At 64.5% G+C, this 21,050-nt stretch carries 22 protein-coding genes and 1 other RNA gene; 10 read left to right on the forward strand and 13 right to left on the reverse strand.

All coding sequences use genetic code 11. The annotated features are described in order from the left end of the window. The first annotated feature begins 86 nt into the window (after positions 1-86). Entirely contained in the window at positions 87-1,586 is a 1,500-nt protein-coding gene (locus IVA87_RS21405) for a phosphomannomutase/phosphoglucomutase (protein WP_247334907.1), read from the forward strand. Positions 1,587-1,651: 65 nt separating this feature from the next. Here IVA87_RS21405 and IVA87_RS21410 read toward each other — a convergent pair whose 3' ends face one another. From IVA87_RS21410 to IVA87_RS21440, 7 genes are all read right to left on the reverse strand, one after another. Continuing rightward, positions 1,652-3,025 (reverse strand): methyl-accepting chemotaxis protein, encoded by a 1,374-nt coding sequence (locus IVA87_RS21410; protein WP_346658376.1) that lies wholly within the window; start codon positions 3,023-3,025, stop codon positions 1,652-1,654. An 89-nt stretch (positions 3,026-3,114) separates the two neighbouring features. Beyond that, positions 3,115-3,399 (reverse strand): hypothetical protein, encoded by a 285-nt coding sequence (locus IVA87_RS21415; RefSeq protein ID WP_346657763.1) that lies wholly within the window; start codon positions 3,397-3,399, stop codon positions 3,115-3,117. 138 nt (positions 3,400-3,537) lie between these two features. Continuing rightward, on the reverse strand, positions 3,538-4,047 hold the full coding sequence (locus IVA87_RS21420; RefSeq protein WP_247334910.1) for an Lrp/AsnC family transcriptional regulator: 510 nt from the start codon (positions 4,045-4,047) through the stop codon (positions 3,538-3,540). Positions 4,048-4,114: 67 nt separating this feature from the next. After that, the gene (locus IVA87_RS21425) at positions 4,115-5,068 is read right to left on the reverse strand and encodes a sugar kinase (protein ID WP_247302746.1); all 954 of its coding nucleotides are present in this window, start codon (positions 5,066-5,068) and stop codon (positions 4,115-4,117) included. A 13-nt stretch (positions 5,069-5,081) separates the two neighbouring features. Next, the gene (gene nudC / locus IVA87_RS21430) at positions 5,082-6,026 is read right to left on the reverse strand and encodes an NAD(+) diphosphatase (protein WP_247302748.1); all 945 of its coding nucleotides are present in this window, start codon (positions 6,024-6,026) and stop codon (positions 5,082-5,084) included. 9 nt (positions 6,027-6,035) lie between these two features. Continuing rightward, positions 6,036-6,455 (reverse strand): HIT family protein, encoded by a 420-nt coding sequence (locus IVA87_RS21435; RefSeq protein WP_247276420.1) that lies wholly within the window; start codon positions 6,453-6,455, stop codon positions 6,036-6,038. 340 nt (positions 6,456-6,795) lie between these two features. Next, positions 6,796-7,437, reverse strand: coding sequence for an HD domain-containing protein (locus IVA87_RS21440; RefSeq protein WP_247334913.1), 642 nt, complete (start codon positions 7,435-7,437; stop codon positions 6,796-6,798). 105 nt (positions 7,438-7,542) lie between these two features. Between IVA87_RS21440 and IVA87_RS21445 the strand changes: the two genes are divergently transcribed. From IVA87_RS21445 to IVA87_RS21470, 6 genes are all read left to right on the forward strand, one after another. Next, positions 7,543-8,544: a GlxA family transcriptional regulator gene (locus IVA87_RS21445; protein WP_247334915.1), complete on the forward strand. Its 1,002-nt coding sequence runs from the start codon at positions 7,543-7,545 to the stop codon at positions 8,542-8,544. Positions 8,545-8,671: 127 nt separating this feature from the next. Further along, positions 8,672-8,768: signal recognition particle sRNA small type (gene ffs, locus IVA87_RS21450), an RNA gene on the forward strand. A 92-nt stretch (positions 8,769-8,860) separates the two neighbouring features. Beyond that, positions 8,861-10,678 carry a DNA polymerase III subunit gamma/tau gene (locus tag IVA87_RS21455; RefSeq protein ID WP_247334918.1) on the forward strand — a complete coding sequence of 606 codons (1,818 nt, stop codon included), beginning with the start codon at positions 8,861-8,863 and terminating at the stop codon, positions 10,676-10,678. 26 nt (positions 10,679-10,704) lie between these two features. Next, positions 10,705-11,025: a YbaB/EbfC family nucleoid-associated protein gene (locus IVA87_RS21460; protein ID WP_247276423.1), complete on the forward strand. Its 321-nt coding sequence runs from the start codon at positions 10,705-10,707 to the stop codon at positions 11,023-11,025. A gap of 1 nt (position 11,026) precedes the next feature. Next, positions 11,027-11,629, forward strand: a complete 603-nt coding sequence (gene recR, locus IVA87_RS21465; protein WP_247302756.1) for a recombination mediator RecR — start codon at positions 11,027-11,029, stop codon at positions 11,627-11,629. Positions 11,630-11,656: 27 nt separating this feature from the next. Beyond that, positions 11,657-12,091, forward strand: coding sequence for a hypothetical protein (locus tag IVA87_RS21470; protein ID WP_247302758.1), 435 nt, complete (start codon positions 11,657-11,659; stop codon positions 12,089-12,091). A 144-nt stretch (positions 12,092-12,235) separates the two neighbouring features. On the opposite strand, the gene IVA87_RS21475 is transcribed toward IVA87_RS21470, so the two are convergent. The 3 genes from IVA87_RS21475 to rmuC all read right to left on the reverse strand — a co-directional run bounded on the left by IVA87_RS21475 (position 12,236) and on the right by rmuC (position 15,387). Then, complete coding sequence (locus IVA87_RS21475) at positions 12,236-13,594, reverse strand: MFS transporter (protein WP_247302760.1); 1,359 nt, start codon at positions 13,592-13,594, stop codon at positions 12,236-12,238. 160 nt (positions 13,595-13,754) lie between these two features. After that, positions 13,755-14,057, reverse strand: a complete 303-nt coding sequence (locus tag IVA87_RS21480) for a GIY-YIG nuclease family protein (protein ID WP_247302762.1) — start codon at positions 14,055-14,057, stop codon at positions 13,755-13,757. A 130-nt stretch (positions 14,058-14,187) separates the two neighbouring features. Beyond that, positions 14,188-15,387, reverse strand: coding sequence for a DNA recombination protein RmuC (rmuC, locus tag IVA87_RS21485; protein ID WP_247334920.1), 1,200 nt, complete (start codon positions 15,385-15,387; stop codon positions 14,188-14,190). Between the two features lie 171 nt (positions 15,388-15,558). Here rmuC and def point away from each other — a divergent pair, with 171 nt between their 5' ends. From def to truA, 3 genes are all read left to right on the forward strand, one after another. Beyond that, positions 15,559-16,083: a peptide deformylase gene (def, locus tag IVA87_RS21490; protein ID WP_247302766.1), complete on the forward strand. Its 525-nt coding sequence runs from the start codon at positions 15,559-15,561 to the stop codon at positions 16,081-16,083. Positions 16,084-16,209: 126 nt separating this feature from the next. After that, positions 16,210-17,145 (forward strand): methionyl-tRNA formyltransferase, encoded by a 936-nt coding sequence (gene fmt / locus IVA87_RS21495; protein WP_247302768.1) that lies wholly within the window; start codon positions 16,210-16,212, stop codon positions 17,143-17,145. A 119-nt stretch (positions 17,146-17,264) separates the two neighbouring features. Next, positions 17,265-18,002 (forward strand): tRNA pseudouridine(38-40) synthase TruA, encoded by a 738-nt coding sequence (gene truA / locus IVA87_RS21500; RefSeq protein WP_247302877.1) that lies wholly within the window; start codon positions 17,265-17,267, stop codon positions 18,000-18,002. A 93-nt stretch (positions 18,003-18,095) separates the two neighbouring features. Here truA and dapE read toward each other — a convergent pair whose 3' ends face one another. The 3 genes from dapE to IVA87_RS21515 form a co-directional block, all read right to left on the reverse strand. Then, positions 18,096-19,262, reverse strand: coding sequence for a succinyl-diaminopimelate desuccinylase (gene dapE / locus IVA87_RS21505; protein ID WP_247302770.1), 1,167 nt, complete (start codon positions 19,260-19,262; stop codon positions 18,096-18,098). 10 nt (positions 19,263-19,272) lie between these two features. Next, positions 19,273-20,118 (reverse strand): 2,3,4,5-tetrahydropyridine-2,6-dicarboxylate N-succinyltransferase, encoded by an 846-nt coding sequence (dapD, locus tag IVA87_RS21510; RefSeq protein WP_247302773.1) that lies wholly within the window; start codon positions 20,116-20,118, stop codon positions 19,273-19,275. 239 nt (positions 20,119-20,357) lie between these two features. Then, positions 20,358-21,047, reverse strand: coding sequence for a pyrimidine 5'-nucleotidase (locus IVA87_RS21515; RefSeq protein WP_247334921.1), 690 nt, complete (start codon positions 21,045-21,047; stop codon positions 20,358-20,360). Positions 21,048-21,050 lie beyond the last annotated feature (3 nt).

The following is a 21,050-nucleotide window of genomic DNA, read 5'->3' on the forward strand; positions in this document are numbered from 1 at the left end:
TAAGCCTTCATTCCCGCCTTCCGCTGCGGCCCAGCATTCGTTAAGGCTGCAGCAAATCCTGCCTCCCTTTTCACGAGACCGTCTCAATGTTCCCGAAGCCGAAGTCCGTATTGTTGCCCAACACCTATGCCTTCGAATCCGAGCCGATGGTGAAGCCGACGGGCTTTCGCGAGTACGACGCGCGCTGGTTGTTCCAGAAGGAAATCAACCTGATGGGTGTGCAGGCGCTCGGCATGGGCCTGGGCGCGTTGTTCGCCGAGCTCGGCGTCAGGCAGGAGATCGTCACCGGCCATGATTTTCGCGGCTATTCGGCCTCGATCAAATACGCGCTGATCTCCGGCCTGATGGCGGCCGGCTGCAAGGTGCACGACATCGGCCTTGCGGTGACGCCGATGGCCTATTTCGCGCAATTCGATCTCGACGTGCCCTGCGTCGCCATGGTGACAGCCTCGCACAACGACAATGGCTGGACCGGCGTGAAGATGGGCGCCAACCGCCCGCTGACCTTCGGTCCCGACGAGATGACGCGGCTGAAGCAGATCGTGCTGGGCGCCGAGTTCAAGAACAAGGCCGGCGGCTCCTATCAGTTCCACGAGAACTATCCGGCGCGCTACATCGCCGATCTCACCTCTCGTCCGAAGCTGAAGCGCAAGCTCAAGGTCGTTGCGGCCTGCGGCAACGGCACAGCCGGCGCATTCGCGCCTCAGGTGCTGGAGGCGATCGGCTGCGAGGTGATCCCGCTCGATACCGAGCTCGACCACACCTTCCCGAAATACAATCCAAATCCCGAGGACATGGAGATGCTGCACGCGATCCGGGACGCGGTGCTGCATCACAAAGCCGATGTCGGTCTCGGCTTCGACGGTGACGGCGACCGCTGCGGTGTCGTCGACAACAGCGGCGAGGAGATCTTTGCCGACAAGGTCGGCGTGATGCTGGCGCGCGACATGTCGGCGATCCACAAGGACGCGCAGTTCGTCGTCGACGTGAAGTCGACCGGCCTGTTCGTCACTGATCCCGTGCTCCAGAAGCAGGGCGCGAAGGTCGCCTATTGGAAGACAGGTCATTCCTACATGAAGCGCCGCACCAACGAGATGGGCGCGCTGGCGGGCTTCGAGAAGTCGGGACACTTCTTCTTCAACAAGCCGTTCGGCCGCGGTTATGACGACGGCCTGGTCTCGGCGATCGCGATCTGCGACATGCTCGACCGCGCTCCGGGCAAGTCGATGGCCGACCTGAAGAACGCGCTGCCAAAGACCTGGTCGTCGCCGACCATGTCGCCGCACTGCGCCGATGAGGTCAAATACGGCGTCATCGACGCCGTTGTGAAGCATTTCGAGGAGTTGCAGGCGAAGGGCGCCAAGATCGGCGGCCAGGCGATCCGTGATCTCGTCACCGTCAACGGCGTGCGCGTCACGGTCGAAGACGGCAGCTGGGGCCTGGTGCGCGCTTCCTCCAACAAGCCCGAACTCGTCGTCGTGGTCGAGAGCCCGGTCTCGGAGCAGCGCATGCACGACATGTTCGAGATGGTGAACAGCGTGCTGCGCACGCATCCCGAGGTCGGCGAGTACAACCAGAAGATCTGAAGCGCGCCGAACCGCGGCGGCCTGAGTCGAGGCGAGTGCAGCCGACTATGCCATGCGCGGGCGGCTCACGCCGCCTGCAGCGCACCGAGAAAGCCGTTCACCTCGGATTTCAACTGATCGGATTGCGACGACAAGCCGTTGGCTGCCTCTAGCAGCCGGTCAGTGGCCTTGCTCGCGTCTTCCGATGCCCGGCTGACACTGAGGATGTTCTTGTTAACGTCTCTGGTCCGGTCGGCAGCCTGTTGCAAATTGTTGGCAATCTCACGCGTCGCTCCGCCCTGCTGCTCGACCGCAGCGGCAATCTCACCGGAGATGCGGTCGATTTCGGCGATAGTGCCGCCGATCGCCTCGATCGCGCCGACCGCCTCACCGGTGGCCGCCTGGATGTCCTGGATCTGGGCGGAGATCTCTTCAGTTGCCTTGGCGGTCTGATTGGCCAGTGCCTTGACCTCGCTTGCGACGACCGCAAAGCCCCGACCATGCTCACCGGCTCGCGCCGCTTCGATGGTCGCGTTCAGGGCCAGCAGGTTGGTTTGGCTGGCAATACTCTGGATCAGCGTCACGACCTCCCCGATCTTTTGCGTGCCGGTTGCGAGCATTTCGACAACCGTATTGGTCCGACGCGCTTCCTCAGCGGCTTTCGCCGCGATTTGGGCCGATCGCGTCACCTGCTCGGAGATGCTGTTGATCGAAGCCGTGAACTCTTCGGTTGCCGCCGCAACGGTCTCTACATTGGCCGTCGCGTAGGTCGAAGCCGTGGCAGCAGCCGTGCTCTGCCGCATCGCTTCGACGTTACTGCCCCGCATCGACGCGGATAGGTCCTGCATCTCGCCCGCAGCGCGCGCCACCGCTTCGACGACACCGCTGATCCTGTGCTCGAAACCGGCTGCAAGGTTGCGACGGGCGTCGTCCCGCTTTTGTTTGGCGCGTGCTGCCTCCTGTCGGTCTGCGTTGGCGCGGGCTTCAGCGGCGCTCGCAGCCTGGGCCTCGGCGGTTTTCTGAGCCGCCATTGCGAAGATCCCGGTGACCGTATGCGCGAGCCAGATCAGGACGCCGGCCTCGATCAGAACGATGACGGCGTGGAGCACCACGCGGCCGAGATCCGCGCCGCCGGGGTAGATGGCCGCCGGCAGAACGAAATTCAGCGTCAGGTGATGCAAAGCGACTGCAACCGTGCCGGCGACGATCGGACGATAGTCGCAATACGCGACGAGACAGGCTAGCGCCGCGAAGAAGTACATGTGCATGTCGACCTGCCACGGGTGACCGGCGAACTGGAACACCAGCATCGAAACGCCGCCCATCAGCGCAACGGCAACGATCATTTGGGTCGAAGGTCCGTTTCCTCCAGCCGACCACGCGATGCTTGCGGCCGAGGCCATCGCGGCCATGAAAATGGCCGGTAGCAACCACCCGGTGCCCAAGATCACGCCGACCACGACCGCGAGCGGGACATGCAGCCAGAGCGCCACGAGCAGGATCTTGCTCGTGCCCGCGCGCAGGACCGCCAGTTCATCACCTTCGAAGGTCATTCCCCAGTCCCCAATGGCTTGTTCGTGAAACAGGCATCGATCGCTTGCGGGTCGAGGGTCAGCCAGGCCCCCGCCTCGTGCAGCTTCTTCAATCCATCGTGGCTGTCGGGACGCAGCACCAGAACGGCCGGCGCGGCCGTCATCCGCACAAACGCGGCGTTCGCCGATGCGGCGGCCAGCAACGCCTGCTGGGCGTCCCACCAGGGCGGGAATGCCACTGCCACCACCTCAGCGTTCGGTCGCGCCTGCAGCGAAAGTGCTGCGACCGCGACCCAGCTCACCAGCAGCAACGCTGCTGCCGGCAGCCAGCTTGTTCTGAGGACGTTCCCCGACTCCATCTCCGAGGATCATAGCTTCACGAAGCTAACCGAGCGTAAATCTCTGGTAGAAGAAAGCCGAGCCCTCGCGAGCCTGCCGCTCTATGCCGCGACCACCGCCGGGATCGGCAGCGCAGTGACCGACTTGATCTTCTCCATCGCGAAGCGCGAGGTGACGTTCTTCAGCGGCACGGCGCTGATCAGCTTCTTGTAGAAGACGTCATAGGCCTGCATGTCCGCCACCACCACGCGCAGCATGTAATCGACGTCGCCGGCCATGCGATAGAACTCCATCACCTCGGGCATGGCGCTGACGGCTTCGGCGAACCGCTTCAGCCAGGCGTCCGAGTGATCGGCGCTCTCCACCGAAACGAACACGGAGATGCCGAGCCCGATCTTGTTCTGGTCGACGAGGGCCACGCGCTTGATGATCACGCCGTCGGCCTCAAGCCGCTGGATGCGCTTCCAGCAGGGGGTCGAGGACAGGCCGACGCGGTCGCCGATCTCGGCGACGGAGAGGGAGGCATCTTCCTGGAGCACCATCAGGATCTTGCGGTCGATGGAATCGAGGCGGCGGCTGGTCTCGGGGATCTGGACAGCAAGGTCGGTCATTTGAAGAACTTTGTTCCATTTCAGGGGCGAATTTCCCTGATACAGAGAAAATCATTCTATAGCAAGTCTATAGTGCTGGCGCCTGACCGGGCATCGTCGCCTGCTGCCCTCTCAAAAACTCTTCAACTTCAACGCGTTGTGGGGCGGCTAGGCCACCGCCATGGCGGGTGCATTTCAGCGCCGCGGCGGCCGCGGCGAATCGCAGCGCCTCCCGCGTCCCCTCACCCTCGGCAAGGCACAGCGTGAATGCGCCATGGAAGACGTCGCCGGCGCCGAGCGTATCCACTGCCTGAACAGGGAAGGCTGGCGTCTCCTTCAACTCGCCTGTCTCGTTCAGCCAGATCGTGCCGAGGGGACCGCGTGTGGTGGCGAGGAAGGCCGGCGTCAGCTTGGCGAGGCGCTTCAATGCCTCGCCGTCGTCGGCGATGCTGGCGGTCTCCTGCACCTGTTCGCTGGCGAACAGCAGATGCGAGGCGGCCGTGAGCAGGCCGTCCTGCAACGACATCGCGCGGTCCACGCCGACGATGAGGGGAATGCCGCGCCGCCGTGTCTCGGTGCAGAGGGAAGTCGCGAACGAGGCGCAGCGGCTTTCGACGAGGACCGCGCGGCAATCGGCCAGCAATTCGTCCAGGTCCGGCAGTTCCACGCTCCACAAAGCCGGATCACGATAGATGGTGATGGTCCGCTCGCCGGAAGGCTCGATCATGATCGCCGAGACCGGCGTGGACAGGCCCGGCATGCGAACGATATGGCTGGCGTCGATGCCCTCCAGCGCCATCCGTTCGAGGATGAAGCTGCTCGACGTCTCCCGCGCATCGCCCATCGGCCCAGCGAACGCGACACGACCACCGAGTCGCGCAATGGCAATCGCGGCATTGAGCGCGTTGCCGCCGCAGATCTCCGCAAGCTGGCTCGCGTGGGCCTTGCTGCCGCGCGCTGGCACGTGTTCGACGCGGAAGGTGAGGTCGCGCACGGGAATGCCGATGCAGAGGATGCCCGGCGCGTGTCCCGTTCCGGTCATGGGCGCTCTCAGCTCAGGAGCGGCTCTTGTCGTGCACCCAGCGGCCGAGCAGGTGATGGGCGATCGCGAAGGGATGAGGGCCGGCGAGCCCGTCGGGGTGCGTCCGCGTCAGCATCAGAGCGGCCTCCTCGCGCGTGAACCAGCGCGCGTCTTCCAGCTCCATGCGATCGACGACGATGTCCTCGTTCAGCGCCCGCGCGCTGCAGCCGATCATCAGCGACGACGGATATGGCCAGGGCTGCGTCATGTAATAGTGCACGTCGGTGCAGCGGATCCCGGACTCTTCCAGGATCTCGCGGCGCACCGCGTCCTCGATGGTCTCGGCCGCCTCCACGAAGCCGGCAAGGCAGGAATACATGCCGGGTGGAAACTGCTTCTGGCGGCCGAGCAGGCATTTGTCGCCGGAGGCGACCAGCATGATCACGACGGGATCGGTGCGCGGAAAGTGCTCGGCCTTGCAGGCAGGACAGTCGCGCTTCCAGCCGCCTTCCTTCATGCTGGTGCGCGCGCCGCAATTGGCGCAATAGCCGTGGCGCTGGTGCCAGCTCACCATCGACTTCGCCATCGCGATCGCCGACAGCTCCTGTGGCGGAAGCGCGCCCTGCATCGCCATGCCGCGCAGCTCGGTCACGGTGTAGTCGTCGCGGCCGACGAGCTTCTCGGCCGCCGCCTGCGACATCCCCATGCCGAACATTGCTGCGCCGTCGCGCAGCCCCAGAAAGACCGTGCCGGGATTGGCGCCGCATTTCACTGCCTCGTCAATTCCCAGCAGCGCCCGTACCTTCTCGCCCTCGCGCTTCACCAGGAGCGAGTCGCGATAGACCACATAGGCGCGCGATGACGGCTTCTGCTCCAGCGCGAACAGCTTTTCGTCGTCACGGCGCAGATGCGCGGCACGATCGAGGACGTTGGTGACGAAGGCCGGCTGTCCCAGCGGGAACGCGTCGAATGCTGACATTTTTTTCTTTCAACCCAACCAAATCTTGCGGCGGAGCGCGCTGATGAAATTCTGCACTTCAGTGGCGTCGTGCGCCAGCGGCGGCATCACGCCCCACACCGGCCGCGGCCAAGCCGCATCACTGGTGCGGCGCGCGATGATATGAACATGAAGCTGCGGCACGAGATTGCCGAGCGCGGCGACATTGAGCTTGTCGCATTTGGTGATCTCCTTCAGCGCGCGCGAGACGCGGGAGATCTCGGTCATCAGCTGCGCCTGCTGCACCTCGTCGAGATCGATGATCTCGATCGCATCGGGCCGCCGCGGCACCAGCAGCAGCCAGGGATAATGCGCGTCCTTGATGACCAGCACCTTCGACAGCGGCAGATCGCCGATGTCGATCGTGTCCTCTTTCAGGCGGGAGTGCAGCGACCAGGCGGGTTCGGGCATGGAGGTTCCGGATGGGCCCGACGGGTTCGGGCTTGTTGGAGCCGACCATACGATACGGAGTCAGCGAGGGGAAGGTTGAGGCTCCGCCGCCACTGCATACGCGATCGTCGCCCTGGACAAGCGCGCCGATCCGGGACCATTGCCGAGGGACTCGTTTGACGAAGACTCGTAGTGACCAGCCTCGTGCCTCTCTGGTATCGCCGAATTCCATCCGGATCGCCTTGCGATAGGCGCGAAGACGCCTAACCCATTCGCGGCTTGTCAGTCATCTAACGGTTTCCTTATCGATGATGTGTGAGCGCAAGGCGGCGCGCCGCGACATGATGTGGGTCCCGAGGGCTCAGCCGTGCCAATGGGAGTTGCGGATGACGCTGCAGAAATTGCCGCGATGTAAATGCGGCTCCTTGTCGGCGATGACGTCGGCCTTGACGTTGCCGAACGTCGTCTGGGGCCGATGCTTGATGCCGTCGTAGAACGCCTGGATGATGTCTTCCTTGAAGTGCGCCGTTCGCGGAAATGCCTTCACCACGGCCTCGCGTTCCTCATCGGGATATTCGTCGTAGGTGAGCCCGAGAACGTCCATTTCGACGCCAGCGGTCACCAGCGCGACGACGGGATGCATGTGCTGGGGAATGCCCGGCGTGGTGTGCAGCGCGATCGCGCTCCAGACCGTGTAGGCATCCGCTTCCGGGATGCCGTGGCTGCGCAGGAAATCGCGCGCCGCGTGGGCGCCATCGACTTCGAACCGCTCGTGCTTGCTGCCATGGCCGGGCATCAGGCCGATATCGTGAAACATGGCGCCGGCGTAAAGCAGCTCGCGGTCGAACTTCAGTCCGCGGCGGATGCCTGCCAGCGCCCCGAAATGGTAGACGCGGCTGGAATGATTGAAGAGCAGGTCCGTCTCGGTGTCGCGGATATATTCGGTAATGGCACGCGCGAGCATGCTGTCGGGAATCTGGGCGGCTTCGTTGATTTTCGACATGACGTTCTCCTGAAAATCTCTGGTGGCTGGCAAGCTAAGTCTGGGCTATTCTGTCTGCAATTGACGCGATACGTCTAAAACGGACAAATCTGCACCGAGGCGGACATGAATGGGAAGCCAAAATCGAGGACTGTTGTGATCGTTGCGCTGCCAGGGGTGCAGCTTCTCGACGTCGCCGGGCCGCTCGACGTGTTCGCCGAGGCCAACGTGCAGGCCGGCCGTGCGGCCTATGCGCTTTTCGTGGCTGCGACCGAGCCGGGCCCGATCCTCAGCTCCTCCGGCATCCGCTTAATGCCGGACCGAATCATCGACCGCGACTTCCAGGAGCCGATCGACACCCTGCTGGTCGCCGGATGCCCGAACGCTACCGAGATCCCCGCGAATGCCAGTGTGGTCGGCTGGCTTCGCCAGCGAGCGTCCAGGACGCGGCGGTTCGGGTCGGTGTGCAGCGGCGCATTCTTCCTTGCGGCGGCCGGCCTTCTCGACGGCCGGCGGGTTACGACGCATTGGGCAGTCGCCGATACCCTCGCGAGTAAATTTCCGTCGGTCACGGTCGACAAGGACGCGATGTACGTCATCGACGGAAAACTTCGCACAGCAGCCGGCGTGACCGCAGGGCTCGATCTCGCGCTTGCACTGGTGGAGGAAGACCTTGGACGCGGGATCGCGATGAAAGTCGCTAGCCAACTCGTGATGTTCTTCAAGCGGCCCGGTGGGCAGATGCAATTCACCCGCAAGGGCGCGGCCGTTCCTGCCGGGCGTGCGGCATTGCAGGAGCTCCAACGCTGGGTCGCCGCCAATCCCGGTCTGGACCATCGGGTTGCGAATCTGGCCAAACGCATGGAACTCAGCCCGCGGCATTTCGCGCGGCTGTTCCATGCCGAGGTAGGTATCACGCCTGCGACCTGGGTCGAAGAAGCCCGCGTCGACGCCGCGAGGCGGCTGCTGGAGTTCGGTAACGAAGCGCCAAAGCAAGTGGCGATTCGTTGTGGATTTGCGGATGCCGATACCTTGCGGCGCGCTTTCGCTCGCCACGTCGGCGTGACGCCGGCCGAATATCGCAAGCAGTTTGCGCACATGGCTGAGGTTCCGGGGCAGGTGCCCTGACCACGCTCGGCATCCGATCTGGCGGTACCCGGCAGGTATGCTGGATTGGGGATGGCCCCCGACAGGGAAACTATGTCCGTGGACAGCCGACTTGCTTTCCGCTTCCTTTGGCCCCAAATAGGGACCGGGAGATTGGCGGTGGACGAGCCACTCGCCAACCGGGTCAGGTCCGGAAGGAAGCAGCCCTAACGAGGTCCGGATCGGGTCGCTCGTCAGTCTCCTACCTGTTTTTCGAGCGAATTGCGCCAGCGGCCCCCCGCTGGCGCGCTCCTTTCCGCAAAAGCCGGCCAACAGACATTTCATTGCGGATCGACCGATGATCGACGCTGGCGCCCCTCCCGATCCCGACAGCGCGAGCCAGGCCGCCGCACCCTACCGCGTGCTGGCGCGCAAATACCGCCCTTCCTCTTTCGATGATCTGATCGGCCAGGAGGCTGTCGTCCGCACCGTCTCCAACGCGTTCGAGACCGGTCGCATTCCGCAGGCGTGGATCCTCACCGGGGTCCGCGGCGTGGGCAAGACGACCACCGCGCGTATTCTCGCCCGTGCGCTCAACTACGAGATGCCGGATGCTTCGGTGAAGGGCCCGACCATCCACATGCCGACCCTCGGCGTGCACTGCCAGGCGATCATGGAAAGCCGGCACATGGACGTGCTGGAGATGGACGCCGCTTCGCACACCGGCGTCGACGACGTCCGCCAGATCAATGACAGCGTGCGCTATGCCCCCGCCAGCGCCCGCTACAAGGTCTACATCATCGACGAAGTCCACATGCTGTCGACGGCGGCGTTCAACGCCTTCCTGAAGACGCTGGAGGAGCCGCCGGAGCACGCCAAGTTCGTGTTCGCCACGACCGAAATCCGCAAGGTTCCGGTGACCGTGCTGTCGCGCTGCCAGCGTTTCGACCTGCGCCGCGTCGAGGCCGACGTGCTGATGAAGCACCTCGCCAACATCGCGGCCAAGGAAAGCGTCGAGATCGAGCCCGAGGCGCTTGGCATCATCGCCCGCGCCGCCGAAGGCTCGGTGCGCGATTCGCTGTCGCTGCTCGACCAGGCGATCGCGCATGCGGCTGGCACCGTGAAGGCCGATGCCGTCAGGCAGATGTTGGGCCTCGCCGATCGCACCCGCGTCATCGATCTCTTCGATTCACTGGCGCGCGGCGACATCGCGGCCGCTTTCAAGGAGTTCCGCGACCAGTACGATGTCGGCGCCGATCCCATCGTCGTGCTCTCGGACCTCGCCGAGTTCGTCAATTTCGTCACCCGTGTGAAGATCGTGCCGGCGACCGCCGACAACGTCGCCTATGGCGAGACCGAGCGGGTCCGCGCGCGGGACTTCGCGTCCAAGATTTCCATGCGCGTGCTGTCGCGGATGTGGCAGATGCTGCTCAAGGGCATCACCGAGGTGCAGGCCGCGACGCGTCCCGCCGCGGCGGCGGAAATGGTGCTGGTGCGCATTGCCTATGTCGCCGACCTGCCGACGCCGGACGAGGCGATCCGGATGCTGGAGCAGAACGGCGGCGGTTCGCCGGTCGTGAGCAGCGGCAGTGTCACGCGCAGCGCGCCTTCCGCACCGGTCGCGTCTGCTGCGCCGGTTCGCATGCCGACATCCGCGCCGTCCCCGTTCGGTGCCAGCGCCCGGCCGCAAATGGCGGCGCCCGCGCCGGATCCGCAAGCTGCAGCGCCGGTGCTGCGCGTCACCAGCTTCACCCAGCTCGTCGCGCTGGCCGGGCAGAAGCGCGACATCATGACCAAGAGCGCGCTCGAAGGCGACATGCGCCTCGTCCGCTTCGAGGAGGGCCGGCTGGAAGTCGCGCTCGAGCCCAACGCCTCCAAGACCATGATCTCCGAGCTCGCGAAAAAGTTCGAGCTGTGGACCGGGCGCCGCTGGACCGTGATCGTCTCCAACGAGCAGGGCCAGCCGACGCTGCGCTCGGTGAACCAGGCCGCGAAGCAGGAGCATGCGCGCACCGCCGAGGCCGATCCGCGCGTGCAGGAGGTGCTGTCGCGTTTCCCCGGTGCGAAGGTCGTCGAGGTCCGCAGGCTTGCCCCCGAGCTGCCGGAAGCCAATATTAACGCCGACTATGGCAGTGACGATCCGCCCGACGGTTCCGACGGCGACGATGAGCTCTGAGCCATTCTTTCCAAGGACGAGCACCGATGGCTGATTTTCTCGGCATGATGAAGCAGGCGGCGCAGCTGCAATCCAAGATGCAGGAGATGCAGGACCAACTCGCCAACGTGGAAGTCGAAGGCATCTCCGGCGGCGGCCTCGTCGCGGTGCGCATGACTGCGAAGATGGACGTTAAGGCCGTCAAGATCGACCCTGCGCTGATGAAGGCGGACGAGCGCGAGGTGCTGGAAGACCTGCTCGTCACCGCCTTCGGCGATGCCCGCCGCAAGGCGGAGACTGCGATGCAGGAGAAGATGCAGGCCCTGACCGGCGGGCTCGGCCTGCCGCCGGGGTTGTTCGGCCAGTAATATGGGCGCCGTTGCAGGTCCGGAGATCGAGCGGCTGGTCCAGCTCCTCGCGCGGCTGCCGGGCCTCGGCCCGCGCTCGGCGCGGCGCGCGGCGCTGCATCTGATCAAGAAGCGCGAAGCGCTGATGGTGCCGCTTTCGTCGGCCCTCCAGGTCGCGCTCGACAAGGTCGAGGTCTGCAAGACCTGCGGAAACATCGATACGCAGAATCCCTGCACCGTCTGCACCGATCCGAAGCGCGATCCCTCCATCATCGTCGTCGTCGCCGACGTCGCCGACCTCTGGGCGCTGGAGCGGGCCAATGCCACCCAGGGGCGTTATCATGTGCTCGGCGCGACATTGTCGCCGCTCGACGGCGTCGGCCCGCAGGACCTCACCATCGACGCATTGGTGGCGCGCGCGCATGATTCGCAGGTGCACGAGATCATTCTGGCGCTTAACGCAACGGTGGACGGCCAGACCACGGCGCACTACATCACCGACCTGCTCCAGGACGCCAATGTGAAGGTGACGCGGCTCGCCCATGGAGTTCCTGTCGGCGGCGAGCTTGATTATCTCGATGAAGGTACGCTATCGGCTGCGATGCGGCAGCGTACCCTGTTCTAGCCATCCAGAATTTACGGAACGGACGACATGACGAAACCTTTCGCCATACGATCGGCTTTGGTTGCGACGATGATGATGCTGGTGAGCCCGGCCATCTCCGCGCAGCAGGGCGATGAGGCGCTGCCGCCGTCCAAGCCCGGCAAGCCGATCAACACCGGCGACGTGCTCTCCGGCGAGTTGAATGCGATGAAGGTGCGCGACCTCAAGAACGGCAAGCGCGTTGCAACCTACCAGATCACCTCCGAGCCGCGCCGCCTGCCGCCCCCGAACGGGCTGTGCAATCTCGAGACCGGCCCCGAAACCTTCCAGCTCGTCACCTCCAGCGACGCGCAGGCCGCGCAGCTGAAATCATTCGTCGGCAAGGAAATCTCGGTCAAGGTTGACGAGATCGCCTGCGCCAGCGATGCCGGCCAGATGAGCGAGGCCGTGATCACCAAGTGGAGTTTGATCAAGAAGCAGTAGGAATGGCTCGCGATTGCCCCCTTGCCGCGGCTTTCTCCGCCGTCATTGCGAGCGAAGAAGCAAATCCAGAAATTCTTCCGCGGAAACGGTCTTGATTGCTTCGTCGCAAGAGCTCCTCGCAACGATGAAGGCGAGACGTCGGTCCTATACCCTGACTGGCCCCAGCGTCTTGAAATGCCCGCGCTTCTGGAGCCAGGCCAGCAGTACCAGGCTCGGGATCGCCACCAGCACGCAGATCACGAAGAACAGCGCCCAGCCGGTCGTATCAGCCACGAAGCCGGCACCTGAGGAGAGATACGTTCGCCCCACCGCCGCGAGCGCGGTGAGCAGCGCGTATTGCGTCGCCGTGTGCAACGGGTTCTTGCACAGGGCGGAGAGATAGGCGACGAAGATCACGGTGCCGATGGCGCTGGTGAAGTTCTCAGCCGTGATGGCGAAGGCGAGCGCCCATTGGCTGGTGCCGACGAACGCCAGCCAGGAGAACGAAAGGTTGGCGAGTGCCTGCACCACGCCGCCGATCCACAGGCTGGTCGCGAGCGAATAACGCCGCGCGACAAAACCGCCGGCAAAGCCGCCGAGCAACGTCGCGGCGAGCCCGACCCCCTTCACGATCGCCGCATAATCGTTGCGGGAAAAGCCGAGGTCGATCACGAACGGCGCGGTCATCGTGCCGGAGAACGCGTCGGTGAACTTGAACAGAACGACGAAGGCGAGCGCGGCGAGCGCGTCTTTCCGCGACAGGAATTCCGAGAACGCCCCGATCGCGGCGCGCAGCACGCGCGCGAACGCGGTCTCGGCCTTTGTCGCAGCTTCCGCCCGCACCGATTGCTCGGGCTCGGTTGCGAGGAGCGCCGTGATGGTGCCAATCAGCACCATCGCCGCCATCACCACATAGCCCCACATCCAGGCCGATTGCCGGCTAATGCCGGTGCCCTCGAAGCCGGAGACGATGAACAGCGCGCCCGCGGTCGAGACCAGCATGCCGATGCGATAGGCCGCGACATAAGCGGCCATGCCGGCTGCCTGCTCGCTCTCGGGCAAGCTCTCGACACGGAAGGCATCGACCACGATGTCCTGGGTCGAGGACATGGTTGCGACCAGCAGCGCGCCGAGCGCGACGTAGAACGGCGAGCGCGCGGGATCGGTGAGCGCCAGCAGCAGGATGGCGATGATCAGCAACATCTGCGAGAACAAGAGCCAGCCACGCCGCCGCCCGAAGGCGCGGGTGAACAGCGGCACATGCATCGCATCCACCAATGGCGCCCACAAAAATTTCAGCGTGTAGGGCGTGCCGACCAGCGCAAACAGCCCGATGGTCTTGAGATCGACTCCGGCCTCGCGCATCCACACCAGCAGCGTCGAGCCCGACAGCGCCAGCGGCAGGCCGGATGAGAAGCCGAGGAACAGCACGATCAGCACCCGCGGTTGCAGGTACACGGCAAGGCTGTCACGCCAAGAGGCGGCGGCAGCGCCGGCGGAGGAGGTCGCGTCGGGTGCGGTCATGCGGAGGTGTTAGCAGATTCTGGCCGCCACAAGGGAGGTGTCGTCGCCCTCTCCGCTGTCATCGTCCGCGAAGGCGGACGATCCAGTATCCACCAGCGTCTCGATCCAATAGGACCGCCGCGGCGTACTGGATGCCCCGCCTTCGCGGGGCATGACGACCTTATGGCAGCCCGGCTATTCCGGGATACAAGTCATCCCAGTTCGGGTTGTGCTGCTCAATCAGCCGGATCTTCCAGGCCCTGTTCCACTTCTTAAGGCGCTTCTCGCGCTTTATTGCGTTCTCGGGATCATCGAACTGCTCAAAGTAGACAGCCTTGCGACGTCGTACTTTTCCGTGAAGCTCTCGACGAGTTTTTGATCTGTGCTCTGCGACCCGGCGGATGAGGTCATTTGTCACGCCGATATAGAGCGTTGCGCCAATTTTGCTGGCGAGAATGTAGACGTAGTAATGGCGTGCACTCATGCGACACCCCTACTGCTGTCATCGTCCGCGAAGGCGGACGATCCAGTAATCACCAGCGCCTCGGCTCAACCACGATTGCCGCGGCGTACAGGATGCCCCCTGCGCGGGGCATGACAGTGTGCCCCAAATCTCACTCCCCTGCCTGCAGCTTCCTCGGGAACACCTCGCCCGCGCCCGTCGCTACCAGCCGTGGGGCATCGGGGGCATCGCTCTTGCTGAAATCGAGCTCCTCGATACGTCCGGCGCGCTTTTCGATCTTGTCGGCCGAGATCAGAACCTGGCGGACGTCCTCGTTGACGTCGGAGAAATGCTTTTGCAGTTTCAGCACTCGGTCGCGCAGACGACTCAAATCGTCGCCGAGCTTGATAACCTCGGTGCGGATCTGGTCGGCTGCGTCGCGCATGCGCGCGTCCTTCATGATCTGCTGCATCACCTGGATCGCGAGCATCAAAAGCGACGGCGACACCAGCACCACGCGAGCGCGGTACGCTTTCTGGATCACGTCGTCAAAGCCGTCATGGATCTCGGCATAGACCGATTCCGACGGCACGAACATCAGCGCCATCTCCTGGGTCTCGCCCGTGACGAGGTATTTTTCGGCGATGTCGCTGACGTGCTTCATCACGTCGCCGCGTAGCCGCTGCGTGGCAATCCGCCGCTCCTCGTCGGTGCGGGCATCGTGCAGGGCCGTCACCGCCTCCAGCGGAAATTTTGCATCGATGCAGAGCGGGCGCTGGTCGGGCAGGAACACGACGCAATCCGGCCGCTTGCCGGTCGAGAGCGTGAACTGGAACTCGTAGGACCCCTTTGGAAGACCGTCCTGGACAATCGCCTCCATCCGCGCCTGGCCGAAGGCGCCGCGCGACTGCTTGTTGGCGAGCACGTCGCGCAGGGTCGTCACCTGGGTGGTGAGGTCGGTGAGGTTCTTGTGCGCGCTGTCGATGATGCCGAGCCGCTCATGCAGCGCGCGCAGGCTCTCCATGGTGTTGCGGGTGGAGTGTTCCATGGACTGGCCGACGCGATGCGTCACCGAATCCAGCCGCTCATTGACCGCCCGTGCCATCTCGGCCTGGCGGCCGGCCAGCGCCTGGGTCATGGCGTCGACCCGGCCCGAAGCCTCGCTCTGCGCCCGCAGCACCTCGCTCACGCGCTCCTCGAGCTCGTCGGCACGGATGGCATTGGCCATCGCGAGTTCCGCGCCGCGCCGCCCGGAGCGCGCGATCACCACGGCAATCACCACCAGCAGGATGAGGACGAGGGCGCCGAAGCCGATCAGCGCGTCGATGGTGCGCACCGGCCAGTCGCCGAGCACGAAGATGATCTCGTTCATGCCGACCCTTCTAGCCGATTCGCCGGGCTCCACGAACGAATAGCGAACGTCTATGGCCAAAGTCCCGTTGATTCTTATGGTTAACGAAATCTGAAGTTTTATGGTTAGCGGAGGGTTAACGGAGTTCCGCGCCGGATTGACCGCACCCGACACGCAGCTTAAATCGCGGCCATGGCCCTAAGAGAAATCATCATCCTGCCCGACAAGCAGCTGCGTTTGGTCTCCAAGCCGATCGAGAAGGTCACGTCGGAGATCCGCAAGCTTGCCGACGACATGTTCGAGACCATGTACGACGCGCCTGGCATTGGCCTCGCCGCGATCCAGGTCGCGCAGCCGCTGCGGCTGATCACCATGGACCTCGCCAAGCGCGACGAGGACGGCGAGACCAGGCACGAGCCGCGCGTCTTCATCAATCCGGAGATTCTCTCCTCCTCGGAGGAACTTTCAGTGTACGAGGAAGGCTGCCTCTCGATCCCCGAATATTACGAGGAGGTCGAGCGCCCGGCGAAGGTGCGCGTGCGCTTCACCGATCTCGACGGCAAGCTGCACGAAGAGGATGCCGAAGGCCTCTATGCCACCTGCATCCAGCACGAGATCGATCATCTCAACGGCGTCCTGTTTGTCGACTACCTGTCGAAGCTGAAGCGCGACCGCGTCATGAAGAAGTTCGAGAAGGCCGCCAAGCGCGCGGGGTAGAGTAGGCTTTCTGTCGTTCCAGGGCGATGCGAACCATCGAACCCGGAACCTCGAGATTCCGGGTTCGGCTCTTCGCGCCGCCCCGGAATGACTGTCACGGGATTGCGCCTTTCGCAGGTCTTCCACATGCCCCTCCGCCTGATCTTCATGGGCACGCCCGATTTCTCCGTGCCGACGCTGCTCGAGCTGGTCGCGCATGGCCACGAGATCGCCGCCGTCTACACCCGCGCGCCGAAGCCGGGCGGACGGCGCGGCCTGCAATTGCAGCCCACTCCGGTTGAAGAAGCCGCGCGAAAACTCGGCGTTCACGTGCTGACGCCGAAGACGTTGAGGACGCCGGAAGCGCTCGACGAGTTTCGCGCCTTCGATGCCGATGCCGCCGTCGTCGTCGCCTATGGCATGATCCTGCCGCAGGCGATCCTCGATGCGCCGAAGCTCGGCTGCTACAATCTGCACGCTTCGCTCTTGCCGCGCTGGCGCGGCGCCGCGCCGATCAACCGCGCCATCATGGCGGGCGATGCCGAAAGCGGCGTGATGGTGATGAAGATGGATGTCGGCTTAGATACCGGCGACGTCGCCATGGCCGAGCGCATCGCGATCACCGACAGCATGACCGCGGCCGATCTGCACGATCGCCTGTCCCGGTTAGGTGCCGATTTGATGGTGCGCGCGATGGCGGCGCTCGCACGCGGCGGGCTCCAGCTCAAAAAGCAGAGCGAGGACGGTGTCACCTATGCCGCTAAGATCGACAAGGCCGAGGGGCGGATCGATTGGACCAAACCCGCACGCGCGGTGCTGCGCCACATCCATGGCCTGTCGCCGTTTCCCGGCGCCTGGACCGAGCTTGTGGACGTCAGCGAAAATGCGCGCGTCAAGATCCTGCGATGTGAATTGGCGAACGGCTCAGGTGCGCCGGGCGAGGTGCTCGACGACCACCTCACCATCGCCTGCGGCGAGGGTGCGGTTCGCATCCTCGAGCTGCAGCGCGAAGGCAAGGCCAGGATGCGGGCCGCGGACTTTCTGCGCGGCGTGCCTGTGAGGGCGGGCGCGAAATTCAGCTGACACTGTCATACCCCGCGAAGGCGGGGTATCCAGTACGCCGAGGCTTCTCGGTTGATCTGATAGGCTGCGGAGTACTGGATTGCCCGCCTTCGCGGGCAATGACGGTGAAACTGGACACGATGCCCCGTTACAAGCTCACCATCGAATATGACGGCGCGCCGTTCTTCGGCTGGCAAGTGCAGGAGACGCTGCCCTCGGTGCAGGGCGCGCTGGAGGCCGCGGTCAAGGCGATGACCGGCGCGGGCGCGCGGGTGCATGGCGCTGGCCGCACCGATGCCGGCGTGCACGCGCTTGGCCAGGTCGCGCATGTCGACATCGGCAAGCAATTTGCGCCGGATCGTTTTCGCGACGGGCTCAACGCGCATTTGCGCCCGCATCCGATCGCGGTGCTCGAGGCCGAGATCGTCCCCGAGACCTTCGAGGCACGCTTCTCGGCCATCAAGCGCCACTACCGCTACCGCATCATCAACACCCGCGCCAATCTCGCCATCGACGTCGGTCGCGCCTGGCGCGTGCCGCGCCGGCTCGACAGTGACGCGATGCATGCAGCAGCCCAGCGTCTGCTCGGCAAGCACGACTTCACGACGTTCCGCGATACCGAGTGCCAAGCCAAGTCGCCGGAGAAGACGCTCGATCAGCTCGACGTGATACGCGACGGCCGCGAGATCACCATTGTCACCTCTGCGCGCTCGTTCCTGCACAGCCAGGTGCGCTCGATGGTGGGATCGCTGGTCTGGGTCGGCGAGGGACGCTGGACGGCCGATGATCTGTCGGCCGCACTCGCCGCCCGCAGTCGCGCCGCCTGCGGCATCGTCGCCCCGCCGCAGGGGCTGTATCTGGTGAAGGTGGATTATTAGAGCCTAATGCCGCCAGTAGCGTCATGCCCGGGACAAGCCCGGGCATGACGGCGGAGGATTTGGCGAAGACACCGCAGGCAAAGCAGCAGCACCTTACGCAAAATACCGCGCCAAAATTCCCCGATACACCCGCGTCAGCTTCTCCAGATCCGTCACCGGCACCCGCTCGTCGATCTGGTGCATGGTCTGGCCGACCAGGCCGAACTCGATCACTGGGCAGTAGCTGGAGATGAAGCGCGCGTCCGACGTGCCGCCCGAGGTCGACAGCTCCGGCTTGCGGCCCGTCACTTCTTCGATCGCGGACACTGCAAGATCGGTGAACGGGCCGGGCTTGGTCACGAACACGTTGGAGTTCGAGTGATCCCAGACGATGCGGGCGCGGATGCGGTTGCCGCAGGCTTTGGCGAGGCGCGCCTCGACCAATTCGCGCAAGGATGCTTGCGTGTGGTTGTCGTTGTAGCGGATGTTGAATTTCGCGCGGGCCTCGCCGGGGATGACGTTGCTGGCCTTGTTGCCGACGTCGACCGAGGTGAATTCGAGATTGGAGGCCTGGAACTGGGCGCTGCCATGGTCGAGCGGCTCGTCGGAGATCGCCACGATCAGCCGCGCGATATCAGGCACCGGGTTGGAGGCGCGATGCGGATAGGCGACATGGCCCTGCACGCCGTCGACATAGAGCGTGCCGGATTGCGAGCCGCGGCGGCCGACCTTGATGGTGTCACCGAGCGTCTCGACGTTGGAGGGCTCGCCCAGCACGCAATGGTCGAACTTTTCGCCGCGCTCGGCGGCCCATTCCAGCAGCTTGACCGTGCCGTTGATCGAAACGTCTTCCTCGTCGCCGGTGATCAGGAAGGAGATCGAGCCCTTGCCGTCCTTGCGCGGCTTGCCCTCATTGGCGGCGAGATGCTCCAGCACCGCCGCCACCGAGCAGGCGATGCCGCCCTTCATGTCGACCGCGCCGCGGCCGTGCAGGAAACCATCCCGGACCTCGCCCGAGAACGCGCCGACGCTCCAGGCGCTCTCGTCACCGGGCGGCACCACGTCGGTGTGGCCGGCAAAGGTGATGTGCGGGCCCTCGCTGCCGATCCGCGCATAGAGATTGTCGATGTCGGCGGTGCCGGGTTCGCTGAAGGTCACGCGGTGACAGGTGAAGCCTGCTGCGTTCAGGGCTTGTTCAAGCACCCCGAGCGCACCGGCATCGGCCGGGGTTACCGAGGGGCAGCGGATGAGATCGCGGGCAATGGAGAGAGCATCGGTCATGCGCGTCCGATCAATCCCGCAGCAGCTCGTTGATGCTCGTCTTCGACCGCGTGCGCTCGTCGACGCGCTTGACGATGACGGCGCAGGCGGTGCTCGGACCGGGCTGGCCGTTCTTCATGGGCTTGCCGGGCAGCGCGCCCGGCACCACCACGGAATATTCGGGCACTTCGCCCATGAAGATTTCGCCGGTCTCGCGGTCGACGATCTTGGTGGAGGCGCCCAGGAACACGCCCATCGCCAACACCGCGCCCTTGCGCACGATCACGCCTTCGGCGACCTCGCTCCGCGCGCCGATGAAACAGTCGTCCTCGATAATCACGGGCTCGGCCTGGAGCGGCTCGAGCACGCCGCCGATGCCGGCGCCGCCGGAGATGTGCACGCGCTTGCCGATCTGGGCGCAGGAGCCGACGGTGGCCCAGGTGTCGACCATGGTGCTCTCATCGACATAGGCGCCGAGGTTGACGAAGGACGGCATCAGCACGACGTTCTTGGCGATAAAGGCCGAGCGGCGCACGATGGAGCCGGGGACGGCACGGAAACCGGCATCGCGAAAGCGGTTCTCGCCCCAGCCTTCGAACTTCGAGGGCACCTTGTCCCACCAGGTCGCCTTGCCCGATCCGCCGGGAATGACGTCCATGTCGTTGAGGCGGAAGGAGAGCAGCACGGCCTTCTTCAGCCATTGGTTGACCTTCCACTTGCCGTCGCTGCCGCGCTCGGCAACGCGCGCCTCGCCCTTGTCCAGGATTTCCAGCGCCTGGTCCACGGCCTCGCGCACCTCGCCCTTGGTCGTGGTCGAGATGGTCTCGCGCGCGTCGAAGGCGCTGTTGATGGTGGATTCGAGGGCTGCAAGGGACATCGGGATTTCCTCAAAGGAAACGGGAATTTTGATGGATTGGGGCGCTTTTTCGGGATTTGGAAAGGTCAAGTCAAGCGCACATTCGTCGCTACCGGGCTTGCCCCGGGTATCTCCACCGTCATTCCGGGGCGATGCGAAGCATCGAACCCGGAATCTCGAGATTCTCCGGTGCGCAATTGCGCACCGTAGTTTGCCCTTCGGGCGCCCCGGAATGACGATGCATGGTTGAGCGATAAGGCCTACCCCGACAGCTTGGCCAAAAACCCCGTCAGATCATCCGTGACGTGGTCGACATGAGCGGCGTCGCGGCCCTCCAGCTCCCAGTCCTCGCGCACCACCTCTTTCGCGCCGTCGGGCACCACGAGCACCGTGGTCATGCCGAGCTGGTGCGGGACGGCGAGGTTGCGGGCGAGATCCTCGAACATAGCGGCGCGGGTCGGATCGACGGCGTGCTGACTGAGGAATTTGCGGTAGGTCTGCGGCGCCGGCTTGGGCTCGAACTCGGCGGCGATGATGTCGAACACGCCGTCGAAATGCGAGGCGAAGCCCAGCCGCGCCAGCACCGCATCGACATGGTCGACCGAGCCGTTGGTCAGGATCAACTTGCGGCCCGGCAGTCCAGCGATGGCTGCACCGAGCGCCGGGTTCGGCTCCAGCGGCGAGTGGTCGATCTTGTGGACGTAGGCGAGGTAGTCGTCGGCGGAGACGCCGTGCAGGGTCATCATGCCGCGCATGGTGGTGCCGAAGCGCAGGTAATAATCCTTCTGAATCTTGCGCGCTTCCTCTGGGGTCACGTTCAACCAGCTCGACACGAACTCACCGATCCGCGCATCGACCTGCTGCCACAGATTGACGTGATGCGGATAGAGCGTGTTGTCGAGATCGAACACCCAGGTGTCGACCTGAGCAAAGGCGCGGGGAGATTTCATCAC

Source organism: Bradyrhizobium sp. 147 (assembly GCF_023073935.1).
Classification (GTDB): domain Bacteria; phylum Pseudomonadota; class Alphaproteobacteria; order Rhizobiales; family Xanthobacteraceae; genus Bradyrhizobium.

Bases quoted from the DNA above. Each gene is read 5' to 3' on its own strand.
- IVA87_RS21405 (WP_247334907.1), top strand. From the start codon at position 87: ATGTTCCCGAAGCCGAAGTCCGTATTGTTGCCCAACACCTATGCCTTC.
- IVA87_RS21420 (WP_247334910.1), bottom strand. From the start codon at position 4,047: ATGACCGACCTTGCTGTCCAGATCCCCGAGACCAGCCGCCGCCTCGAT.
- IVA87_RS21425 (WP_247302746.1), bottom strand. From the start codon at position 5,068: ATGACCGGAACGGGACACGCGCCGGGCATCCTCTGCATCGGCATTCCC.
- nudC (WP_247302748.1), bottom strand. From the start codon at position 6,026: ATGTCAGCATTCGACGCGTTCCCGCTGGGACAGCCGGCCTTCGTCACC.
- IVA87_RS21435 (WP_247276420.1), bottom strand. From the start codon at position 6,455: ATGCCCGAACCCGCCTGGTCGCTGCACTCCCGCCTGAAAGAGGACACG.
- IVA87_RS21440 (WP_247334913.1), bottom strand. From the start codon at position 7,437: ATGTCGAAAATCAACGAAGCCGCCCAGATTCCCGACAGCATGCTCGCG.
- IVA87_RS21445 (WP_247334915.1), top strand. From the start codon at position 7,543: ATGAATGGGAAGCCAAAATCGAGGACTGTTGTGATCGTTGCGCTGCCA.
- IVA87_RS21455 (WP_247334918.1), top strand. From the start codon at position 8,861: ATGATCGACGCTGGCGCCCCTCCCGATCCCGACAGCGCGAGCCAGGCC.
- IVA87_RS21460 (WP_247276423.1), top strand. From the start codon at position 10,705: ATGGCTGATTTTCTCGGCATGATGAAGCAGGCGGCGCAGCTGCAATCC.
- recR (WP_247302756.1), top strand. From the start codon at position 11,027: ATGGGCGCCGTTGCAGGTCCGGAGATCGAGCGGCTGGTCCAGCTCCTC.
- IVA87_RS21470 (WP_247302758.1), top strand. From the start codon at position 11,657: ATGACGAAACCTTTCGCCATACGATCGGCTTTGGTTGCGACGATGATG.
- IVA87_RS21475 (WP_247302760.1), bottom strand. From the start codon at position 13,594: ATGACCGCACCCGACGCGACCTCCTCCGCCGGCGCTGCCGCCGCCTCT.
- IVA87_RS21480 (WP_247302762.1), bottom strand. From the start codon at position 14,057: ATGAGTGCACGCCATTACTACGTCTACATTCTCGCCAGCAAAATTGGC.
- rmuC (WP_247334920.1), bottom strand. From the start codon at position 15,387: ATGAACGAGATCATCTTCGTGCTCGGCGACTGGCCGGTGCGCACCATC.
- def (WP_247302766.1), top strand. From the start codon at position 15,559: ATGGCCCTAAGAGAAATCATCATCCTGCCCGACAAGCAGCTGCGTTTG.
- fmt (WP_247302768.1), top strand. From the start codon at position 16,210: ATGCCCCTCCGCCTGATCTTCATGGGCACGCCCGATTTCTCCGTGCCG.
- truA (WP_247302877.1), top strand. From the start codon at position 17,265: ATGCCCCGTTACAAGCTCACCATCGAATATGACGGCGCGCCGTTCTTC.
- dapE (WP_247302770.1), bottom strand. From the start codon at position 19,262: ATGACCGATGCTCTCTCCATTGCCCGCGATCTCATCCGCTGCCCCTCG.
- dapD (WP_247302773.1), bottom strand. From the start codon at position 20,118: ATGTCCCTTGCAGCCCTCGAATCCACCATCAACAGCGCCTTCGACGCG.
- IVA87_RS21515 (WP_247334921.1), bottom strand. From the start codon at position 21,047: ATGAAATCTCCCCGCGCCTTTGCTCAGGTCGACACCTGGGTGTTCGAT.